The sequence below is a fragment of the Bacillus sp. 007/AIA-02/001 genome, from assembly GCF_004634455.1.
GTDB lineage: Bacteria > Bacillota > Bacilli > Bacillales > Bacillaceae_G > Bacillus_A > Bacillus_A cereus.
On record NZ_SEIY01000017.1, the window covers coordinates 57,619 to 76,659 of the forward strand.

Genomic DNA, 19,041 nt, shown 5'->3' on the forward strand with positions numbered 1-19,041 from the left:
CTTAGCTGTTTTTTCTTTTTTGAACTTGTACAATAAATTCTTTTTCATACTTCTTACCATTTATATAGAAATTCCCCCACATTTTATACGTGCCCTCGGCAGGAAATGTAATTCGGTATTGTAATTGTTCATCCGTATCTACAGGCATAGCGTATAAAAAATTCTCCTTCGTTTCATCCACTATATAGAGTGACTCTACTTCTCCTCTCTCTGAATGTAATTTCAATTTTTCACCCTTTTTCGCTTGAAACTGAAATGTTAACGTAACTGGTTCATTCGGATGTAATGCACCAAATAAAAGAGAAACTTCATACTCTCCTATTTTTTTTGTAAGTACACTGTCGATTGGAAATTTCACTTTTTTCTTATTGTTCTCCTCTTTCGTTCTACCAAAATTCTTCCTAGCGAATGACTCTACGGACTTATTTTTGTCTTCGTATAAAAATATTGTATATTCTTCGTCTTTCGCTATTTTGGAAGATAACTTATATGACCCGTTCCCTGCAAATGTGGGTTTAATTTGTTGTATGTTTTTTAACTGTCCATCTACAATCACTGCCCGCATTTGATCATTTACACCACGAATTTCATTATTCTTGTTGTTTAACAACTGAAATACAATATCTACTTTCTCATTTCCCTTTCCATTCGAAACATCCCACTTTACTTCCTGAACATCTCCTACAGTCTCTTCGTTTTCTTGATATTTTTTTATGTAAAATCCTCCTGCCACAATAAGTACTAACGCAATAAGCCCAATGACAAGATTTTTCAAAACATCACCTACCATTTTTATTGTCTCTATTCATACAAAACTTCTTAAGATATATATTCTAGATTATGATTTATGAAATCCTCCTATTTTGCACATATTACAAATAATAAAAAGATTTTAATTGAAAGGATTCGTAGTGTATAATGCAAATGATATTGATTTCTATCAATACATTATAAGGAGGACTTTTTTATGAGTGTACATATCGAAGCAAAACAAGGTGAAATCGCTGAATCTATTCTATTACCTGGTGATCCATTACGTGCAAAATATATCGCTGAAACATTTCTAGAGGACGTTACTTGCTATAATAATGTGCGTGGTATGTTAGGTTTCACTGGAACTTATAAAGGAAAACGTGTATCTGTTCAAGGTACAGGTATGGGTGTTCCTTCTATTTCTATTTATGTAAACGAATTAATCCAAAGCTACGGAGTTAAAAATTTAATTCGCGTTGGAACTTGCGGTGCAATTCAAAAAGATGTAAAAGTTCGTGATGTTATTATCGCAATGACGGCTTGTACTGATTCTAATATGAACCGTTTAACATTCCCAGGATTTGATTTTGCACCAGCTGCAAACTTTGACCTTTTAAAGAAAGCTTATGATGCTGGAACTGAAAAAGGATTACACGTTCGTGTCGGTAACGTTTTAACAGCAGATGTGTTTTATCGTGAAAGCATGGACATGGTTAAAAAACTTGGAGATTACGGTGTATTAGCAGTAGAAATGGAAACAACTGCTCTTTACACATTAGCAGCGAAATACGGTGTAAATGCATTATCAGTATTAACAGTTAGCGATCACATCTTCACTGGCGAAGAAACAACATCTGAAGAGCGTCAAACTACATTTAACGAAATGATTGAAATCGCTTTAGATGCAGCAATTCAACAATAGTACACTAAAGAACTTGTCATACGTCTGGCGAGTTCTTTTTATGTGACTTTTTATAAATAACTACTTTATAAAGAGACAGATTTCTCCCCTCTACTTTCTTGTAACGTTTGTTATAATAAAGTGAAACTTTAATCAGTGGGGGTTTTTTCCATCCCCCACTGATTATTAGTTGAACCAATCGGATTTTACGGGCAATTGATCTCCCACTTAACTCCCTTGTATTCGCCGAATTTTGAAGTGGGAGTCTTATTGCCCGTTAAAGCGGGATAAAGAAATCATTTACAGTATTTCTCATAAGAGGTGACGCAGTGAAAAACAGAAGTATCGTCTTTAAACTATTTTTATTAACATCCACTTTATTTACAATCATATTCCTACTTTTTTTCCTAGGACAATCTCTATTTTTAGAGAAATTTTATATTAATAAGAAAGTAAAAACAGTCCAAACTGCTTTTGAAAAATTCGTAGATAATTATGATAAAAGTGATAAAAGTTATGAGAAGGTTAGAAAACTAAAACAAGAATTTCATGATAAAACAAATGCCGATATGCAGTTTTTAGATTCTAACGGTATTATTAAAAGTGATAACAATTACTATATCGATGTATTTAATCCCAACAATAATAAACAGTATTCCATTCCACTCAATAATCTTTTAACACCAGAAGAATATAATAAATTCGAAAATTTAGGTTTAAAAAAAGATGTAATAATCAATGTTGATGGAGTCGTGCAAGAGAATAATATAATCACACCACAAAAATTAGGAACGAATTATAATCAATGGCAAAACGAACATTTCTATTCGGATTTTCAATCAATTAATGGAAATCCTTCTAAGAATAGACTTGCGAGCCGATACAAATCTACAACTCGAATCGTCTTTACAGGTGTTATAACTAAGTTACAGCTCCCATCCAAAGCTGAGGTTCGCCTTGCAAATGATATTGAAACATTACAAGCCGTTCAATATTTTGCTGATATGATTAGAGAGGGCACTTCTAACTCGAACCAATTAAGTACTTTCATATTAGATGGCGGAGAAAATATAAAAAATAGTATCTTTGTAAAACCGATTATAGAAAATGGAAGGATTACAGAATACGCTTTTGCGATAGCATCTTTGCAGCCTGTTAATGAAGCGATGCTCGTTTTAAAAGATTATTATGTCTATGCCTTAATCATCGTGTTTCTCGTTATTATTTTGTTATCCTTCTACTACTCAAAAATCATTGTAAAGCCATTAATTAAAATGAATCGTGTTACGAAAAAAATGGCTAATTTTGATTTTAGTGAGAAATTACCAGTTACAGCTGACGATGAAATTGGCGGACTTTCTGGCAGTATCAATACATTATCTGTAAATTTAAAAGATCGAATCGATCGATTAAATGTTGCTAATACAAAGTTACAACAAGATATTGAACGTGAACGTCAATTAGAAAAAACAAGAAAAGAATTCATTTCTGGCGTATCACACGAATTAAAAACACCGCTAAGTGTAATTAGAAGTTTTGCAGAAGGAATTAAAGATGGTGTTAGTAAGGATACTTCGTATTATACTGATGTTATTTTAGAAGAAACAGAAAATATGAACAGGCTGATTGTTGAAATGTTAGAATTAGCAAAGTTGGAATCTGGTACTTACAAACTAGATATGACGACGTTCTCAATCGGTGAATTAACGCAACAAGTCTACACAAAATTATTATTTAGCATGGAAGAAAAACATTTACAAGTGAACGTCGATGCAGACCCTTCTATACTTGTTACAGCAAATCGCAGTCGCATTGAGCAAGTAGTTGTGAACTTACTAAGTAATGCAATTCGTTATACACCAGAGGGAGAAAAAATACAAGTCTCCATTATAGAAGCAGAAGATACCGTAAAAGTCGAAATCGAAAATACAGGAAACCCTATCCCTGAAGAAAGTCTTGAAAAAATTTGGGATCGCTTCTATCGTCTAGATGCATCACGTAGCCGTCACACTGGAGGTACCGGTCTCGGATTATCTATTGTAAAAAACATTTTAGACCTACATCATGCCGAGTATGGTGTGTATAATACGACTAACAGTGTTGTATTCTATTTCAATTTACAAAAAGTAAAAGAAGTCAAATAATTTGTCTTAATTTCACTAGGAGTTCACATGAAATTCACACTCTCCCTTTATAGTAAGAAACAAGTTAATCCTTTCCTTTACACATATAAAAGAGGAGAGTGCGTGAAATGAAACAAGCAGGACAACCTATTCAAAATGAAAAACAATTAGAAACTATCAAAAATATACTTTTACAATCTTCGAAACGTGATGGCTTATTATTCGTATTAGCTGTAAATTCTGGCTTGAAAGTAAGTGAAATCTTACAATTAAAAGTTAGTGATGTAATCGATGAAAATGAAAATGTTCGCCATTCCATTTTATTTTACAATGAAAAAGTGAAGAAACATAAATGGTTTGCTGTAAATGAAGACTTACAGCACGCAATCGAAGACTACATGAAAGAACGTAAAACTTGGAAACGTAATGAACCATTGTTAAAATCTCAAAAAGGAACAAAATCTATTACGAGACAACATGCATGGTACATTTTAAACAAAGCTGCAAAAGAAGTTGGATTAGAAGGGATTAGCTCACATACACTTCGAAAAACTTGGGGTTATTGTGCATACAAATCAGGTGTTGATATTGCGTTTTTACAACACTTCTTTGATCACAGTACTCCATCAAAAACTTTAAAGTATATCGGTATTGCTTAATAACTCTTATACATAAAAAAGGTTACCATTTTAAAATTTGGTAACCTTTTTTATATTTCATATTCTCTTTTCTTGTCTCTCCTATACTGTAGTGGTACTCTAATAATAAGGGGGAGAAATTATGAACACACTTACAATTGAATTACCAAAAGAAACGGCTGAAAAACTTGATTTATTAAAACAAGCTTATGAAAAGAAAACAGGTGCTTCTATCTCTGAGAGCACTCTCGTTCAAACACTTATCTCAAAAGAATTTATCCAAGCGATAACTCCTTTTGATTTACAACAATTCGTCAATGGAAAAGAACAGCATTAATCGCTGTTCTTTTTTTATCTCTATTTAAAATACACAAAGTTTTTTATATATTTTTAGAAAAACCATTGACAATGATAATGATAACCATTATCATTTATTATGAAGCCAACAATTGATGAATCAACCAAACGCTCAGTAACATTGTTACCCCTCTTTTTCATATAGAAAGGCACTGTACATTCCCCCTGTTTGTACAGTGCCTTTCTTGTTTATTATCATTCAAAAAAATTTAATTGCTCCGGCTTCGGCTCACCATATGTAATGTTCATCATTTTCATAAGCTGTTTCGCATTATCTGCTGCATCCCCACCTGAATTGTTGTTAAACAGTACGTATATATCCTTTGTTTTCTTTTTTAATTGCTCTAGTCGTTCAACCCATTCTTCCAGTTCTTTATTGTTGTAGCGATATAAACAGCGAACCGCTCTCCAATTTTCCCCTTTATCAAGCCAACCATGAACATTTCGACCGTGAAAACGTATTAATGCCATGTCTGAATTCGTAACCTCTAACACGAGTGGCACAGAACCTATCCCAGCCTGTGGTTCATCACAAATTGTATGAATCCATTTCTCCTGTTCTAAAAACTGTAACGTCTTATCTCTCATTTCTGGATAAAACCATGTTTGATTTCGAAATTCTATTGCACATGGTAAACCTTCCATTTTTTCTTTCGTATATCGAAGAAAATCTACATTTTTCTTTTTGCAATCAAACCATGGTGGATATTGAAATAAAATTGTTTTTAATTTATCAGCTTCTATTAAAGGAAGAATAGACTGTTTATACACATCAAACATCTCATCGAACGTAGAAAAAGGAATTTCACCTTTCATATGTCCTGTCATTCCTTGATACGCTTTTACGACAAAGGAAAAATCTTTCGGCGTTTCCATTGCCCATTTTATATAATTTCGTGCAGGTTGCATCGCGTAAAATGAACTATCCACTTCCACAATAGGAAAATACTCGCTATATGTTCGTAATTTATTTCTATTTTCATAGGGATTTATGTATAAAGAATCATGATCTCCCCATCCTGTCACTCCAATAAACAGCACATATACCCCTCCCTTTTAACTTCATCTTCAATTCACTTTCCAAACACTTTGCATCATGTAGCCTTTTCTTTAAGAGTATCCTTATAAAAATATGATATACTATATGGAAGAATTTTTAAAATGAGGGGTTATTTATTTATGCTTCCAAACGATGCTACTGTATCTCATGAAAAACGAATTGAAGAACTAGAAAATAAAGTACGTTTTTATGAAGAACTTGTGAATCAATTACCACATCATTTCACATACAAAAATCCACATATTGGTTTACGAATAAAGAAAACTAGAACGACTCATTCCATTCAAGAAATACCAAAAGAGAATAAAGAGGCTCATTTTCAACTTACTTGTGATTCATTATTTTTATTTGAACAACTTGAAAAACACTTTGTACATATTTTTGATGCCTTTTCACATCATGTAACCTTTATCGATAGTAAAGGGAATATTACTTTATGTAATCAAGTTGCTGCAGATGATTTCGGTGTAATACGAAATGATATTATCGGAAAACCGATTCAACAATTACTAAACTTGCCGGAAGAAAAAATTAAAGCAATTGAAACATTAAAAACGGGAACAGAAATATATAATGAAGAAGTTTTAGACAAAAACTATGGCATTATAAATAACCGAATTATTCGCGATTATAACGGGGAGATTTTTAGAGTTATTAGTGTCTTTCATTATTTAAATACAGAACGTGATGCTGAGAAGTTTTCGTTAGCAGGGCGAATCGCAGCTGGAATTGCACACGAAGTACGAAATCCTCTTACAACAGTACGAGGATACTTACAATTTTTACAAGAAAGCATTTCTCCATCAAATAAAGAGTTATTTAAAAACTTGCTTATCCCTGAATTAGATCGTGCAAATAATATTATTACAAAATTTTTAGCCATTTCAAAAACACGGGAATTTACAAGAGAACCGTTTCCCATCAATACATTTTTACGTGACTATATTCAACAGTTACTAGCTAGTGAAGTCTCCTTGCATAATATTTCAATTGATTATAACTTCTCTAATGAATTAGATGATATTTTAGTCAATATTGATCGACATGAACTTGTTCAAGTGTTTTTAAATCTATTTCAAAATGCCGTCGATGCTCAAGGCGACAAACCTCTTTCTATTCAAATTACTAGTTATCGCCTTAATAACTTCGTTCGGATTACTTTCACAGATAATGGAATTGGTATTCATCCAGCTATTCAAGAATATATCTTTGATCCATTCTTCTCAACGAAGGATTCGGGAACAGGACTAGGCTTGTCAGTAACAAAAAAAATCATCCAAAATCATAACGGCACATTAAAAATGACTAGTAATGAAGATGGTACAACTTTCACTATTTCAATTCCAATCTTACCTAAAACAACCCTTGAAAAATTAAATCAATGTAAATAAAGGACTAATCCACGAACTACATGCCAATTGTTAAACACTCCCAACAATTAGCATGTAGTTTTTTATGTTGCACTTTTCTTCTTTACATTATATAAACCTTTCTCTATATCTTACTTATTTCTTTCGTAGGTGGGCCAATTTCTTATTTTTTTTAGAAATGGTAGTTTGTCCATCACGAATTTAGTATAAATTTCATTTTAATATATAGTAATGACTGATGATTCTATGAAAGAAAAGAATGAAAAGATGAACAATAAAAATAAAGGAAAAGTATTTTATGGTAATAATTGTTGCGAAGTAAGAGCATGTAACCATATTAACATCCCTAAGTCAGAACTTACAGAATTTGTTAGACTTCTTCAAGCTCTTGGTCAAGCTATTCTAGTTCAATATGGATTTGGTTGCCTAGGCGGAGGAACTACGGGGACTACTGGTGCTCAAGGGCCTCAAGGCGCTCAAGGACCTCAAGGCGCTCAAGGACCTGCGGGCGATACAACTGCGACACTATCTGTCTTCCGAATTTACTAACCACAATTTCCGAAAATATTTTGGGAGGACTAAGCACATTTATAAGTAATAGATGTGATTTTGATTGTCTATTAAATCTCTCTTTTAATAAAAAGGAGCACTTGTTTGGGAGGATAAGTGCTCCTTCTTTACGTTTCTTTACCTCAAATTTACTCTATCTTAATCCTCATTTTGTATGATAAATAATGAAGTCAAAGATATGAAAGAGGGATGAAAAATGAGAGTTATGTCACCGATACGCATTTGGATTGCTCTTATGGTATGCATTATTTTATGTGTAGGATTTTTTTTAACTCTAAAATATTCCACTATTTCAAAAGCAGATAGAAAAACTGTTCCATACAAAATTTTGTATACGAAACAAAACAACATCCTTTATTCCAATTCCACAAATAATGAAAAAAAAGTTATAAAAGGAATGCTTATTACGGAAGCTCCTAGTTACGAAACTCTACTTCAAATTGCTGAAACGATTAAAGATCAATATACAAATAAAGGAATTGATGAAATCACGCTGTCTATCCATAATGAAAATAATGGTAGTTATGAAGAAGAATTACCATACGAACCGATTAGTAAAGGAACAATAATCATCACATACGATTCCCACTCCTTTGGCAGTACGAACATTACTCTTAATGAATAGTAGCATTTACCTCACAAATTATGAGCACACTTTATTTTTCACATGAAAAAGAGGCGAATAACGAAATTCGCCTCTTTTTTTACCATAATGATGGAATCCACTCTTTCACTTTATTAAACCACTCTTGCTGTTCTTTTTTCCTTTGTTGTTCTTCTTCTTGCCTTTTCTTTTCTTCTTCTTTTCTTCGCTTTTCTTCTTCAATTGTTTGCAATTGTTTTTTATAGTCCGCCTCAGATATTAACGATAATTGGAACGCTTTTTGGGCTGGGTTTGCATTTGCTTTTTTCATGATATCCCGGAACATCGTCGTTGTAATTTGACTACCACCTGGAACATAATGCTCGCTATCTGTTTTGTCATATCCTACCCAAATCGCACCTACTAAATCTGGTGTGTATCCTACAAACCACGAGTCCTTTGCCCCTACGCTCGGGCCATTTACAAGTTGAGTAGTCCCTGTCTTTCCTGCTGTATCAACATTAGTAACTTTCGCTTTTCCACCTGTTCCCTTTTCTACAACACCTTTTAATAAATACGTCATCTTTTGAGCAATTTTCTCACTCGTCACTCGTGTCTCTTTCTTATACCATTTCCCTATTATTTCCCCTTCAGCATTTTGAACTTCTCTAATTGCATGAGCCTCTACTTGAACCCCATCATTAGCAAATGTACTATATGCTTGAGCCATTACAAATGGTGATGTCCCTACATGCATCCCACCTAAAGCAATTGGATACGTACGGTCTTCTGGTACTAATGGAATACCAAATCGCTCTAAAGATTTCAATCCTTTATCTAATCCTATTTGTTCTAATAGCCACACAGCGGAAACATTATACGACTTTGCTACCGCTTCATACATTGTCACATTACCATGAAAAGCCTGATCACTATTTTTCGGTTCATATTCTTTAATATGAAATGGTTCATCCTTTAATATATCGTATACTTCATACCCTTGTTCTAAAGCGGGTACATATACAGCTAGAGGCTTTAATGTTGAACCTGGCTGTCTTTTTAATTGCGTAGCATGATTAAATTGTAAAAACTGATATGGTCCTCTACCCCCAACTAAAGCTGGAACACCGCCTGTTTTGGGATTTATAAGGACTACACCTGTTTGCATAAGTTGATCTGAGCCACTATCTTTGAAATAGCTATCATTATTCACAACATCTTCTACAGCTTGTTGTTTTTTCGGATCAAGCTCAGTATAAATACGATAACCACCTGCTAAAATTTCATTTTGTGTCAATTCGTATTTGTCCATCGCTTCTCTAACAATATAGTCTACATATTGAGAATATTTTCCCTTGTATTTATCATCCACACCACGTTTTAATACAAGACCACTCTCTTTTTCTTTATTATACTGTTCGTCAGAAATATACCCTTGCTCTTTCATTAAGCTTAATACGACATTACGTCTTTCAATTGACTTGTTAAAGTTTTTATAAGGTGAATATGCAGATGGTGCTTTAATCAAGCCTGCAATCGTTGCAGCTTCTGAAATTGTTAAATCTTTTACATCTTTATCAAAATAAGATTTTGCTGCCCTTTTTATACCCCAAGCACCTTCCCCAAAATAAATTTGATTCATATACATTTCAATAATTTCATCTTTTGTATAAGTACGTTCTATTTTTTTTGTTAAAAAGTATTCCTTTATTTTACGAGAAAATGTACGATCTTGTGTCAGAAATACATTCTTCGCAAGCTGCTGTGTAATTGTACTTCCCCCAGCTACAACTTCTCCTGCTGTAATATTTTTAAAAACCGCACTTATAATTCCACTATAATAAATACCATGATGGTTAAAAAATTCCTTATCTTCTACTGCAACAATTGCCTGAACCATAATATCAGGAATATCTTTTCTTTTAACGCCTTCTGTTTTCGAAGAAGCTAATTTAGTTGCGACCTCATTATTTGCATCATAAATTAAAGTCGGTTGTGGAACAGCTTGTTTTAGTTCAGATATGTCTTGAATGGAAATTATTATATTTACAGCAATAAATAGAGTAACGAATAGACTTCCCAATACAATTAATGAATTACGAAGTTTCTTCCTCTTATTGAACCACTCAAGCATTTTTTTAAAATGAGTGTTCTTCAATTTCATTCGTTCACTTCCTTCATTTATTTACACTCTTCTTTTTAAAAGGAAGAATATACCGCCTTTTAAATTTATTATAATAACGTAGTCATTCCTATAGTGTAAAGCTTTTCTTTTACATTCATACTTTTTGCAAGAAAAGGACATTCTACAAGTAAGATATTCACTATTGGATATTAATATTATTAATAGAACAACGAGAGTTATGTTAAGTTTTTGTAAACTTTTCGATAAAATGTTTTAAAAAACGACAGTTTTTTGTTAGAATTGATTAGCCAATATATTTTACATATATTACTTTTGTGGGGGTAACAATAATGGTCTTTAAATCAAAAAAAGATAAATTTTCTGAAATGTTAATGAATGTTTCCGAAAATTTAAAAGAAGGCGCGCAGTTTTTCGTGGAGTATAAAATTAAAAATGCTAGCGATTTAAAAGAGTTTTCTATGCGCATGAAAGAGTATGAGTCAAAAGGTGACTCATTTATTCACGAAATCATTATGGAGTTAAACAAAGCGTTTATCACTCCGATTGAACGTGAGGACATCCTACAACTTGCAATGAGTATGGATGATGTATTAGACGGATTAGATCACAGTGCTGGTCTGTTCGAAATGTATTCTATTACAGAAGCAGATGAATACATGATTAAATTCGTAGAAGCAATTAATCAATGTGCGATTGAGATTGCAAACTCTGTTGAATTAATGTCTAACAAAAAATTAGTCGACATTCGTACAAATGCGATTAAGATTAAGGATTATGAATCACAGTGTGATGATATTCGCCGTCATGCGATTAAGAACTTATTCTCTCGTGAAAAAGATCCGATTAAGATTATTCAATTTAAAGAGATTTACGAAGAGCTTGAAGAAGTAGCTGATAGCTGTCAAAGCGTTGCAAACGTATTAGAAACAATTATTATGAAGAACGCGTAAGGAGTTTGATCATGGATACACTCTTGATACTGACCGTTTTAGTAGTCATTTGCGCTTTAGCTTTTGACTTTATCAATGGATTTCACGATACAGCAAACGCTATTGCAACGGCTGTTTCAACGAAAGCTCTAAAGCCTAGACATGCCATTATTATGGCGGCTATTATGAACTTTTTGGGCGCAATGACATTTACAGGTGTAGCAAAAACGATTACAAAAGATATCGTTGATCCATTCGCCTTACAAAATGGTTCTCTTGTAATTTTAGCTGCTTTGCTTGCGGCGATAGCTTGGAACTTAATTACTTGGTACTACGGTATTCCAAGTAGTTCTTCGCATGCAATTATCGGCTCAATCGCAGGTGCAGCAATTGCGGCCGCTGGGATTAGCTCGCTAAATCTTAAAGGATTTATTAAAATTATTGAAGCTTTAATCATTTCACCGATTATCGCTTTCGTTATTGGTTATACCGTATACAGTATTTTTAAAGTAGTATTTAAAAACTTTAACTTAACGAAAACGAATAAGAACTTCCGTATATTCCAGATTTTCACTGCAGCATTACAAGCCTACACACACGGTACGAATGATGCACAAAAAGCAATGGGAATCATTACGATGGCTCTTATGGCTAATAACTATCATACTTCTAGCGATATCCCGTTCTGGGTACAATTATCTTGTGCTATCGCAATGGGGCTTGGTACTTCTGTCGGCGGATGGAAAATTATTAAAACTGTCGGTGGACAAATTATGAAAATTCGTCCTGTAAATGGTGTAGCTGCCGATTTATCATCATCACTTGTTATTTTCGGTGCAACATTCATTCACTTACCGGTTAGTACGACGCACGTTATCTCTTCTTCTATTTTAGGGGTTGGTGCTTCTCACCGTGTGAAAGGGGTAAAATGGGGAACTGCAAAACGCATGTTAATTACATGGGTTATTACACTTCCTATTTCAGCTTCTTTAGCTGCTCTGTTTTACTACCTATTACATTTTGTTTTCTAATCAAAAGTCGTCTTCCTTATTTTTCTAGGAAGACGACTTTTTTGTGAACAAGCCTATTTCTCATTAAAAAGCGTGTATAATAATTGGTGGATAAGTTATTTAGAGGAGTTGGCAATTTTGGAATACATCATGTTACTTTTCATCGGACTAATCGCCGGAACAGTCGGCAGCCTAGTTGGGCTTGGAGGCGGAATTATTATTGTTCCGTTATTAATTGGATTACACAGTTTATCACCACAACTTGCAGTAGGGACTTCTATGGTAACAGTCGTTTTCACAGGACTATCTTCCACCCTTACTTACATGAAGCATAAGCGAGTAGATTATAAAAGTGGACTTATTTTATTTATCGGAAGCGGCCCTGGTGGTATTATCGGATCATGGGCAAATAAATTTTTAAACCAAGACACATTTTCTTTATACTTTGGGATTTTCCTTATATTCGTCTCAATTCTACTTATGCTTCGAGACAAATTAAAACCTCTTTCCCTCTCAAATACGTCTGTAATTAAGCGTTCTTTTACAGATAATGATGGAAATACTGTACACTACCAATTCCCACCGTTTCTTGCTATCTTTATCGCCTTTATAGTTGGGTTTATATCTGGATTATTTGGAATTGGTGGCGGTGCCTTACTTGTTCCAGCAATGATGCTTCTTTTTGCATTCCCAGCACATATTGCAGTAGCAACTTCAATGTTCATCGTATTTCTATCAGCAATTGTAAGTTCTGCAACTCACATCTCACTTGGAAATGTCAGCTGGATTTATGCATTAATCCTGATTCCGGGTGCATGGATTGGCGGAAAAATCGGGGCTTACATTAATACAAAACTAAGTGGTAACGCCGTAATTAATTTATTACGTATTACGTTGATTATTCTTGGAACTAGATTAATCATTATTTCCCTTTTATAACGTATTCTTTTTAGAATGCGTTTTTCTTATACACATGAATATAAAAATCCTCCGAGGAGAACAAATAAAATTAAACAAACACATAATAACATATAATTTGAAATATGTACTTTCTTCAAGTTGACCACTCCTATAACTGCGACTGTTATCTTTATGATAGCGAAAAAATAGTTCACTTGCAGTTACAGAGTGCTAACAATGCAAAATCAATTATTACAAATTTTATCCTTATATTTCATTTCTTTGTATATTCTATCGATTTAATAAAAAAAGATGTCATATTGACATCTTTTTTAATGAAGAAGTGACCACCCCATGAAGTCTTCATGTACTTGGCACGCCCTCTTATCGTTTCGATCATATAATTCAGCATAGCTATCTGTTTCTTCATCATAAGCCATCGTATAAATAATTTGGCCGTCTACTTCAACGGATAAAACGACTCCACCTTTCATCTCTTCTACATGAATGATAGCATTCGCCGGAATTCTCATATCCGTCATTCTCATCGCATCTAACAATATACTAAACCCCCTACAGCGTATTCATTGCTAGTACTATTACACACTAAATAGTATACTACTGTAATAGCATACATTTCGTCAATGAAATTGCTGTTGAAATAGCATATTGTCTATATACATATACGCTAAAATAGAAGAAATAGAAACATATTAATGGGGGGCTAACATTGATTCTACACAAAGGAGATGTACTATTCCGTCAAGGCGAGGACGGTCCTTTATACTTTATAAAAACAGGCTTATTAAAAGTAGTTCGGCTAGAAGAAGACGGAACACCATTTTTATTCAACATTATCGTTCCAGGTGAAACGATACCTCATCATTCTTTAATTTCACCGAAAGAATATCACGGTACAGCTATCGCTTTAATAAAAACAGAAGTGGAACCGATCACTAATAGTGAATGGTACGAGAGACTTCAAGCAAATCCCGAATCGTATGCTAACATCGCTATGCAATTGCAATCTAAATTAAGAATGATGCAACAACGAATTGATCAATTGACAACCGTCTCTCCGAAAGAACGTCTTCATCGTTTACAAGAATGGTTCGCCCTATATTTAGGTGACATTCCTATATATGAAATATTAACACAAACCGAAATTGGTCAACTGATAGGTATACGTCGTGAAACAGTAAACCGTTTATTACGAGAACAAATAAAAAACGAGGTAAAATAAATACCTCGTTTTTTTGCTTATTGTAAGCTTGTTGCTGGGCCGAAAAATTCATAATGAATATGCTCTTGTTTCACACTTAAATCAGTTAGTGCAGCATTTATATGCTTCATAAATGCTACTGGACCACAGAAATAAAACTCTGCTTCAGTTGTCGGAATAATAGTTTTTAACCATTCACTTTCAATGAAACCTTCTTTATCAAAGTTCTTCATTTCTAAATCTTTTTCAGTCGGTGCAGAATAACAAGTATATGCTTTAACTTGTTCATATTCATTTTCTACTGTCTTAACGTGTTCTTTCATTGCATGTGTATTACTATTTATTGCTGCATGAACAAAATATACATTACGTTTTGAATCTTGTTCAATTAACGTATTTAACATACTCATCATCGGTGTAATCCCTACTCCACCACTAATTAGTACAACTGGTAATGTTGAATCCATATTTAACACGAAATCTCCCGCTGGTGCACTTACTGGTAAAACATCTCCTTCTTTTACATGTTCATGTAAGTAATTAGACACTTTACCGTCTGGTGTATCTACACCTTTTTCTTTTTTTACACTAATACGATAATATTCTTTCCCAGGAGCATCGGATAAACTATATTGACGATTATGTGTATATGTCTCACCTTCAATATTGATTTGAATCGTTACATATTGACCTGGGATGAATGAAGAAACTTTCCCTCCATCTTCAGGTTTCAAATAAAATGACGTAATAACATCGCTTTCCTTCACTTTTTTAACAATCACAAAGTTGCGGAAGTCTTTCCATCCACCTTCTTTATGTGCAGCTTCTTCATACATCTCTGCTTCAATGCTAATGAATGCATCAGCAATGACACCATATGCTTCTCCCCATGCATTTAAAACTTCATCAGGTGCACCTGCGATCTCTTTAATGGCACGTAGTAAACATGTACCTACAATCGGGTAATGCTCTGCTTTAATACCTAAACTTCTATGCTTATGACCAATTTGTTTTACAACTGGAATAATAGCTTCTAAATTATCAATGTACGTTGCAGCTGCATAAACAGCATTCGCTAACGCTTGTTGTTGTCTTCCCTTTTTCTGATTTGTATGGTTGAAAATATTCAATAACTCCGGATGTTCCGAAAATAAAATTTCATAAAATCTCGTTGTAATTTCAACGCCTTTTTCTTGTAATAATGGTACTGTTGACTTTACGATTTCAATTGTTTTTGCACTTAACATTGTATCCCACTCCTCTATTTCCTTAACTGTTTTTAGTTTAACTGAATCTTATAATGCAGATTGTGATTTTAATCACTATTAACACGGTGTTTTTGTGAATAATATATGAACATTGTATTTACAAAAGAAAATAAGCTAACTAGAATTCTAGCTAGCTTATTATTTTGTTTGTATAGCTTGTTCAATTACTTTTATATCTTTCCCATCGCCAAACTCCGTATATCCCCAGATATTCGTTTCACCTCTATATTTATTTACGATAATATCCAAGTCATGATATACACGGTGGGCATACACTACATACTCAATATTTTGAAGTTCCACACCTTTTTTTACAATTTCATAGCTTCTATTTACATCACGTTTTATTTTTTCATTCTTTATTTCTGTATGTATATTTTTTAACGATGATTCTTGTTGTTGAAACCATTGCTTAAATTGATTCCAATCCCCGTCTGTATAATTCTCTGCTTTACCGTAATTTAAGAAATTATTATAGCTTTCATGTGTCATTCGAATAAAATTTAGCACTTTTGTCTCTTCTTGCACATCTTCTATTTGAGCTATTGTATTTACCTCAGCAGGCTTATTCGCATAATGTAACAGCACTTTCATAAGACTATAGCTTGCAATGATCATCACGATAATAATCCCGAATACACTTAACAATTTCTTCATATACAGAACTCCTTCTCTACTAAAAATATTACAATGTATGACTATACTTGTAACTTTCTCTCGTAGAAATATAATTCCTGTATAAATTCTTCCTATCATTTCGACAATATTTTTCTATACATTTCTCGTTGGCAAATGTTCTTGTAAAACAATATATCCTTCATAAGCTGTGTAACCGAGTATAGCCATTAATCCAATATAACAAGCAAATACTGTCCATTTCGTTTTCGCATCCACTTTATAATAGTTTTCTTGTTGTTCCTTTTCTGTTTTCCATTCATTTAATTTTCTTTCTGACGCTTCAAATGCTTCCCTTATGTGAATTGTATACTCATCTTTTTCATCTTCATATGGAACATAATCTAACGGTTCGAACTTCGGTAAAAGATACTCTAACACTTCCATTTTTTGAAGTTCACCTATTTGTAACTCTTTTTCCCGTTCTCTTTGTCTTAATGCATTCATCTCATGATGCATCACGTATATAGTCCGATGTACAGCACCCGTTTCTTTTAATTCCTCTTCAAGCCTAGTAACATATTCTTTCATCCCATCAATTTTATGCCCTAATTCCTTAATCGGCTCATCTCTCTTTATTACTCTATATAACTCCATACAACCGATAATAACAATAAATCCTCCCAAAATACTTTTAAAGTAAATTGAATAGCCAAGTAATAAAATAAGGCCTGCTCCCCAAATTTTAGTACTGACAACTGAAATAATTCGCCCACCATCTAGCGGCGAAACGGGAATTAAATTAAAGAAATTAATCATACTTCCAAGCAAAATAACAAGCGCCCAAAATGGCTCTTTCGTCATTATATAAAGCGGTATCGCGGGTAAAAATGACAGAAGTCCGAAAAGCGGACCCATATAGGCAATGTAAGCTTCATCTTTCGCATTTTTCGGCATCTCTTTCATTCCAATAAGGGCCCCCATAAATGGAATAAAGATTGCTGGCGATGTTGGGATCCCCTTTCTTTTCGCAGCCCATAAATGGCCCATTTCATGAACAAACAACAAATAAATGAGCGCCACTCCAAATTTCCAACCATATAGAACTGCGTATGCGCCAAGCGATAGAAACATACTAAATACCGTTGAAAACTTTGCTAATTTAAAAATTGCAAATACCCACTTTAACTTAGACAGTAAAAATAGACCTATCGCAACAATAATTCCCCATAATCCTTTTTTATTATTTTTCATATTCCTCTCCTTTATCTCTCATTAATGAATCATATTCATTCATTAAAGCTTGTTCTTTTCTCTATTATGACATATTTTTTTCTATTGTTAGAAATAATGTTTATATAATCCATTTTCAGCCAAAAATATAAATAAAAGGAGGTGTACAAAAATGAATTTACAATCTCTTATAATAGGTGCTCTATCGTTTTTAGCTTCAACTCTTATTTTTTATACCGTTAGTTACGTATTATTATTAGATTTGTTGCCCAATCACGTATTTATTGCCCTTGTCATCCTTTCCGCTCTTATGATTTCTTTTCTTATTACACGAAAATCAATGAATGAGCCATCTGCAAAAGCAAAGTAATAGAGAGGGGTGCTTTCCCCTCTCTATTATCATTTCCTAGGAAAGGTCATATAGATTTGACGAGTTTATATTCATTCCAATCCGTAAGGGCTAATTAAAGTCTCACTTTATCTTTGAAAATTCATTTTTTCACCATAATCTTTAACAATCTGAATTATATTTTGAAACACACCTATTTTTTCTTTTTTACTGTTTAATATTTTCAAATCATAACTTTCGTAATATGTTTCTAATGATTTTAATTGTGATTCTGAAGCGCTTTTTATCGGAACAGTAGCATGTAATTCATATTGCTTATACCCTTCCTTTACTTTTTCACCTAAAATCATTTCACTCTCTTTTGCTCCAATTAATTTTTGAACTTTTTCTGGAAAATTGAGTTGCAAATAATATTCTTGCTCCTTCACTAACTTATTGTATAGTGATTGTGAAATCGTATACCGTACCGTATAATTCACGTTTTGATCGCCTGTTTTAATATGAAACGCGGTAATCTGCAAATCTTTTTTTGTTACTTCCGTTAAAGGGCTTACCTGCATCTCATCTTCTTTTTGTTCTGAGACATTTGGAAATATATCCAAAAGCTTTTCCGTATCTTTTTCATTCAACATATACATAGCTTTCTTATATTGCACCCATCCTCGTCTATCTTCTCCCCTTAACCATGCATAATAAGTTTCTTTTTTCCCATCTCTACTAATTTGTATTTCATATTCAGGTTCACCGAAGCTTCCTGTTATTTCTTGTTTCTCAGCTTTATTCAAAATGTCTATTACTAACTTCGCTTCTGATTCCTGCAACTTTTTCTCTTTATGTTTTTTTTGTATAACGGTTACCCCTATTGTTTCTTTCACTTCATTCACCGTCTCTTCTACTTTTTTTGTTTCTTTTTTCGGCTCAACTTGACCACAAGCTGCTAGTAACATAACAAACAACAACACCAATACATATTTCCCTTTCAAATTAATCCTCCTCTTACGATAAGAAATCCTT

At 33.4% G+C, this 19,041-nt stretch carries 20 protein-coding genes; 12 read left to right on the forward strand and 8 right to left on the reverse strand.

From position 1 onward, the window contains the following. Nucleotide 1: 1 nt before the first annotated feature. Nucleotides 2-790 carry a hypothetical protein gene (locus tag ES895_RS23985; RefSeq protein ID WP_000232610.1) on the reverse strand — a complete coding sequence of 263 codons (789 nt, stop codon included), beginning with the start codon at nt 788-790 and terminating at the stop codon, nt 2-4. A gap of 177 nt (nt 791-967) precedes the next feature. On the opposite strand from ES895_RS23985, the gene deoD reads away from it, so the two are divergent. From deoD to ES895_RS24010, 4 genes are all read left to right on the forward strand, one after another. Further along, nucleotides 968-1,675, forward strand: a complete 708-nt coding sequence (gene deoD / locus ES895_RS23990) for a purine-nucleoside phosphorylase (RefSeq protein ID WP_000110707.1) — start codon at nt 968-970, stop codon at nt 1,673-1,675. A 308-nt stretch (nt 1,676-1,983) separates the two neighbouring features. Then, nucleotides 1,984-3,798, forward strand: a complete 1,815-nt coding sequence (locus tag ES895_RS24000) for a sensor histidine kinase (RefSeq protein WP_000797508.1) — start codon at nt 1,984-1,986, stop codon at nt 3,796-3,798. 107 nt (nt 3,799-3,905) lie between these two features. After that, nucleotides 3,906-4,436, forward strand: a complete 531-nt coding sequence (locus ES895_RS24005; RefSeq protein WP_000806236.1) for a tyrosine-type recombinase/integrase — start codon at nt 3,906-3,908, stop codon at nt 4,434-4,436. A 121-nt stretch (nt 4,437-4,557) separates the two neighbouring features. Continuing rightward, entirely contained in the window at nt 4,558-4,752 is a 195-nt protein-coding gene (locus tag ES895_RS24010) for a DUF3924 domain-containing protein (RefSeq protein ID WP_001094860.1), read from the forward strand. Nucleotides 4,753-4,967: 215 nt separating this feature from the next. Here ES895_RS24010 and ES895_RS24015 read toward each other — a convergent pair whose 3' ends face one another. Then, nucleotides 4,968-5,813, reverse strand: a complete 846-nt coding sequence (locus ES895_RS24015) for a DUF72 domain-containing protein (protein ID WP_000897354.1) — start codon at nt 5,811-5,813, stop codon at nt 4,968-4,970. A 138-nt stretch (nt 5,814-5,951) separates the two neighbouring features. On the opposite strand from ES895_RS24015, the gene ES895_RS24020 reads away from it, so the two are divergent. The 3 genes from ES895_RS24020 to ES895_RS24030 all read left to right on the forward strand — a co-directional run bounded on the left by ES895_RS24020 (nt 5,952) and on the right by ES895_RS24030 (nt 8,397). Beyond that, nucleotides 5,952-7,223: an ATP-binding protein gene (locus ES895_RS24020; protein ID WP_000937241.1), complete on the forward strand. Its 1,272-nt coding sequence runs from the start codon at nt 5,952-5,954 to the stop codon at nt 7,221-7,223. 225 nt (nt 7,224-7,448) lie between these two features. Next, nucleotides 7,449-7,751, forward strand: a complete 303-nt coding sequence (locus ES895_RS24025) for a hypothetical protein (RefSeq protein ID WP_114159488.1) — start codon at nt 7,449-7,451, stop codon at nt 7,749-7,751. A 217-nt stretch (nt 7,752-7,968) separates the two neighbouring features. Next, a complete protein-coding gene (locus tag ES895_RS24030) occupies nt 7,969-8,397 on the forward strand; it encodes a hypothetical protein (RefSeq protein WP_001265588.1) in 429 nt (142 codons plus the stop codon). Nucleotides 8,398-8,476: 79 nt separating this feature from the next. On the opposite strand, the gene ES895_RS24035 is transcribed toward ES895_RS24030, so the two are convergent. After that, nucleotides 8,477-10,519: a transglycosylase domain-containing protein gene (locus ES895_RS24035; RefSeq protein WP_000769230.1), complete on the reverse strand. Its 2,043-nt coding sequence runs from the start codon at nt 10,517-10,519 to the stop codon at nt 8,477-8,479. 311 nt (nt 10,520-10,830) lie between these two features. Between ES895_RS24035 and ES895_RS24040 the strand changes: the two genes are divergently transcribed. From ES895_RS24040 to ES895_RS24050, 3 genes are all read left to right on the forward strand, one after another. Continuing rightward, on the forward strand, nt 10,831-11,451 hold the full coding sequence (locus tag ES895_RS24040; protein ID WP_000231449.1) for a DUF47 domain-containing protein: 621 nt from the start codon (nt 10,831-10,833) through the stop codon (nt 11,449-11,451). Between the two features lie 11 nt (nt 11,452-11,462). Continuing rightward, the gene (locus ES895_RS24045; RefSeq protein WP_000380273.1) at nt 11,463-12,461 is read left to right on the forward strand and encodes an inorganic phosphate transporter; all 999 of its coding nucleotides are present in this window, start codon (nt 11,463-11,465) and stop codon (nt 12,459-12,461) included. A 117-nt stretch (nt 12,462-12,578) separates the two neighbouring features. Then, nucleotides 12,579-13,379 carry a sulfite exporter TauE/SafE family protein gene (locus ES895_RS24050; RefSeq protein ID WP_000455762.1) on the forward strand — a complete coding sequence of 267 codons (801 nt, stop codon included), beginning with the start codon at nt 12,579-12,581 and terminating at the stop codon, nt 13,377-13,379. Between the two features lie 293 nt (nt 13,380-13,672). Here the strand turns inward: ES895_RS24050 and ES895_RS24055 are convergent, their stop codons facing one another. Then, complete coding sequence (locus tag ES895_RS24055) at nt 13,673-13,900, reverse strand: hypothetical protein (RefSeq protein WP_000883009.1); 228 nt, start codon at nt 13,898-13,900, stop codon at nt 13,673-13,675. Nucleotides 13,901-14,070: 170 nt separating this feature from the next. Here ES895_RS24055 and ES895_RS24060 point away from each other — a divergent pair, with 170 nt between their 5' ends. Then, the gene (locus ES895_RS24060; protein WP_000600581.1) at nt 14,071-14,583 is read left to right on the forward strand and encodes a Crp/Fnr family transcriptional regulator; all 513 of its coding nucleotides are present in this window, start codon (nt 14,071-14,073) and stop codon (nt 14,581-14,583) included. Nucleotides 14,584-14,600: 17 nt separating this feature from the next. Here the strand turns inward: ES895_RS24060 and hmpA are convergent, their stop codons facing one another. The 3 genes from hmpA to ES895_RS24075 form a co-directional block, all read right to left on the reverse strand. After that, nucleotides 14,601-15,809, reverse strand: coding sequence for an NO-inducible flavohemoprotein (hmpA, locus tag ES895_RS24065; RefSeq protein ID WP_000947317.1), 1,209 nt, complete (start codon nt 15,807-15,809; stop codon nt 14,601-14,603). A gap of 159 nt (nt 15,810-15,968) precedes the next feature. Further along, nucleotides 15,969-16,487: a hypothetical protein gene (locus tag ES895_RS24070; protein ID WP_000735526.1), complete on the reverse strand. Its 519-nt coding sequence runs from the start codon at nt 16,485-16,487 to the stop codon at nt 15,969-15,971. A gap of 114 nt (nt 16,488-16,601) precedes the next feature. Then, entirely contained in the window at nt 16,602-17,699 is a 1,098-nt protein-coding gene (locus ES895_RS24075; RefSeq protein WP_000794491.1) for a site-2 protease family protein, read from the reverse strand. Between the two features lie 151 nt (nt 17,700-17,850). Between ES895_RS24075 and ES895_RS24080 the strand changes: the two genes are divergently transcribed. After that, nucleotides 17,851-18,048, forward strand: coding sequence for a hypothetical protein (locus ES895_RS24080; protein WP_001053356.1), 198 nt, complete (start codon nt 17,851-17,853; stop codon nt 18,046-18,048). A 107-nt stretch (nt 18,049-18,155) separates the two neighbouring features. On the opposite strand, the gene ES895_RS24085 is transcribed toward ES895_RS24080, so the two are convergent. After that, on the reverse strand, nt 18,156-19,010 hold the full coding sequence (locus ES895_RS24085) for a YhfM domain-containing protein (RefSeq protein ID WP_000677064.1): 855 nt from the start codon (nt 19,008-19,010) through the stop codon (nt 18,156-18,158). Nucleotides 19,011-19,041 lie beyond the last annotated feature (31 nt).

Coding starts and splice junctions, on each gene's coding strand:
- ES895_RS23985 (WP_000232610.1), bottom strand. CDS start 790: ATGGTAGGTGATGTTTTGAAAAATCTTGTCATTGGGCTTATTGCGTTA.
- deoD (WP_000110707.1), top strand. CDS start 968: ATGAGTGTACATATCGAAGCAAAACAAGGTGAAATCGCTGAATCTATT.
- ES895_RS24005 (WP_000806236.1), top strand. CDS start 3,906: ATGAAACAAGCAGGACAACCTATTCAAAATGAAAAACAATTAGAAACT.
- ES895_RS24010 (WP_001094860.1), top strand. CDS start 4,558: ATGAACACACTTACAATTGAATTACCAAAAGAAACGGCTGAAAAACTT.
- ES895_RS24020 (WP_000937241.1), top strand. CDS start 5,952: ATGCTTCCAAACGATGCTACTGTATCTCATGAAAAACGAATTGAAGAA.
- ES895_RS24025 (WP_114159488.1), top strand. CDS start 7,449: ATGAAAGAAAAGAATGAAAAGATGAACAATAAAAATAAAGGAAAAGTA.
- ES895_RS24030 (WP_001265588.1), top strand. CDS start 7,969: ATGAGAGTTATGTCACCGATACGCATTTGGATTGCTCTTATGGTATGC.
- ES895_RS24035 (WP_000769230.1), bottom strand. CDS start 10,519: ATGAAATTGAAGAACACTCATTTTAAAAAAATGCTTGAGTGGTTCAAT.
- ES895_RS24040 (WP_000231449.1), top strand. CDS start 10,831: ATGGTCTTTAAATCAAAAAAAGATAAATTTTCTGAAATGTTAATGAAT.
- ES895_RS24045 (WP_000380273.1), top strand. CDS start 11,463: ATGGATACACTCTTGATACTGACCGTTTTAGTAGTCATTTGCGCTTTA.
- hmpA (WP_000947317.1), bottom strand. CDS start 15,809: ATGTTAAGTGCAAAAACAATTGAAATCGTAAAGTCAACAGTACCATTA.
- ES895_RS24070 (WP_000735526.1), bottom strand. CDS start 16,487: ATGAAGAAATTGTTAAGTGTATTCGGGATTATTATCGTGATGATCATT.
- ES895_RS24075 (WP_000794491.1), bottom strand. CDS start 17,699: ATGAAAAATAATAAAAAAGGATTATGGGGAATTATTGTTGCGATAGGT.
- ES895_RS24080 (WP_001053356.1), top strand. CDS start 17,851: ATGAATTTACAATCTCTTATAATAGGTGCTCTATCGTTTTTAGCTTCA.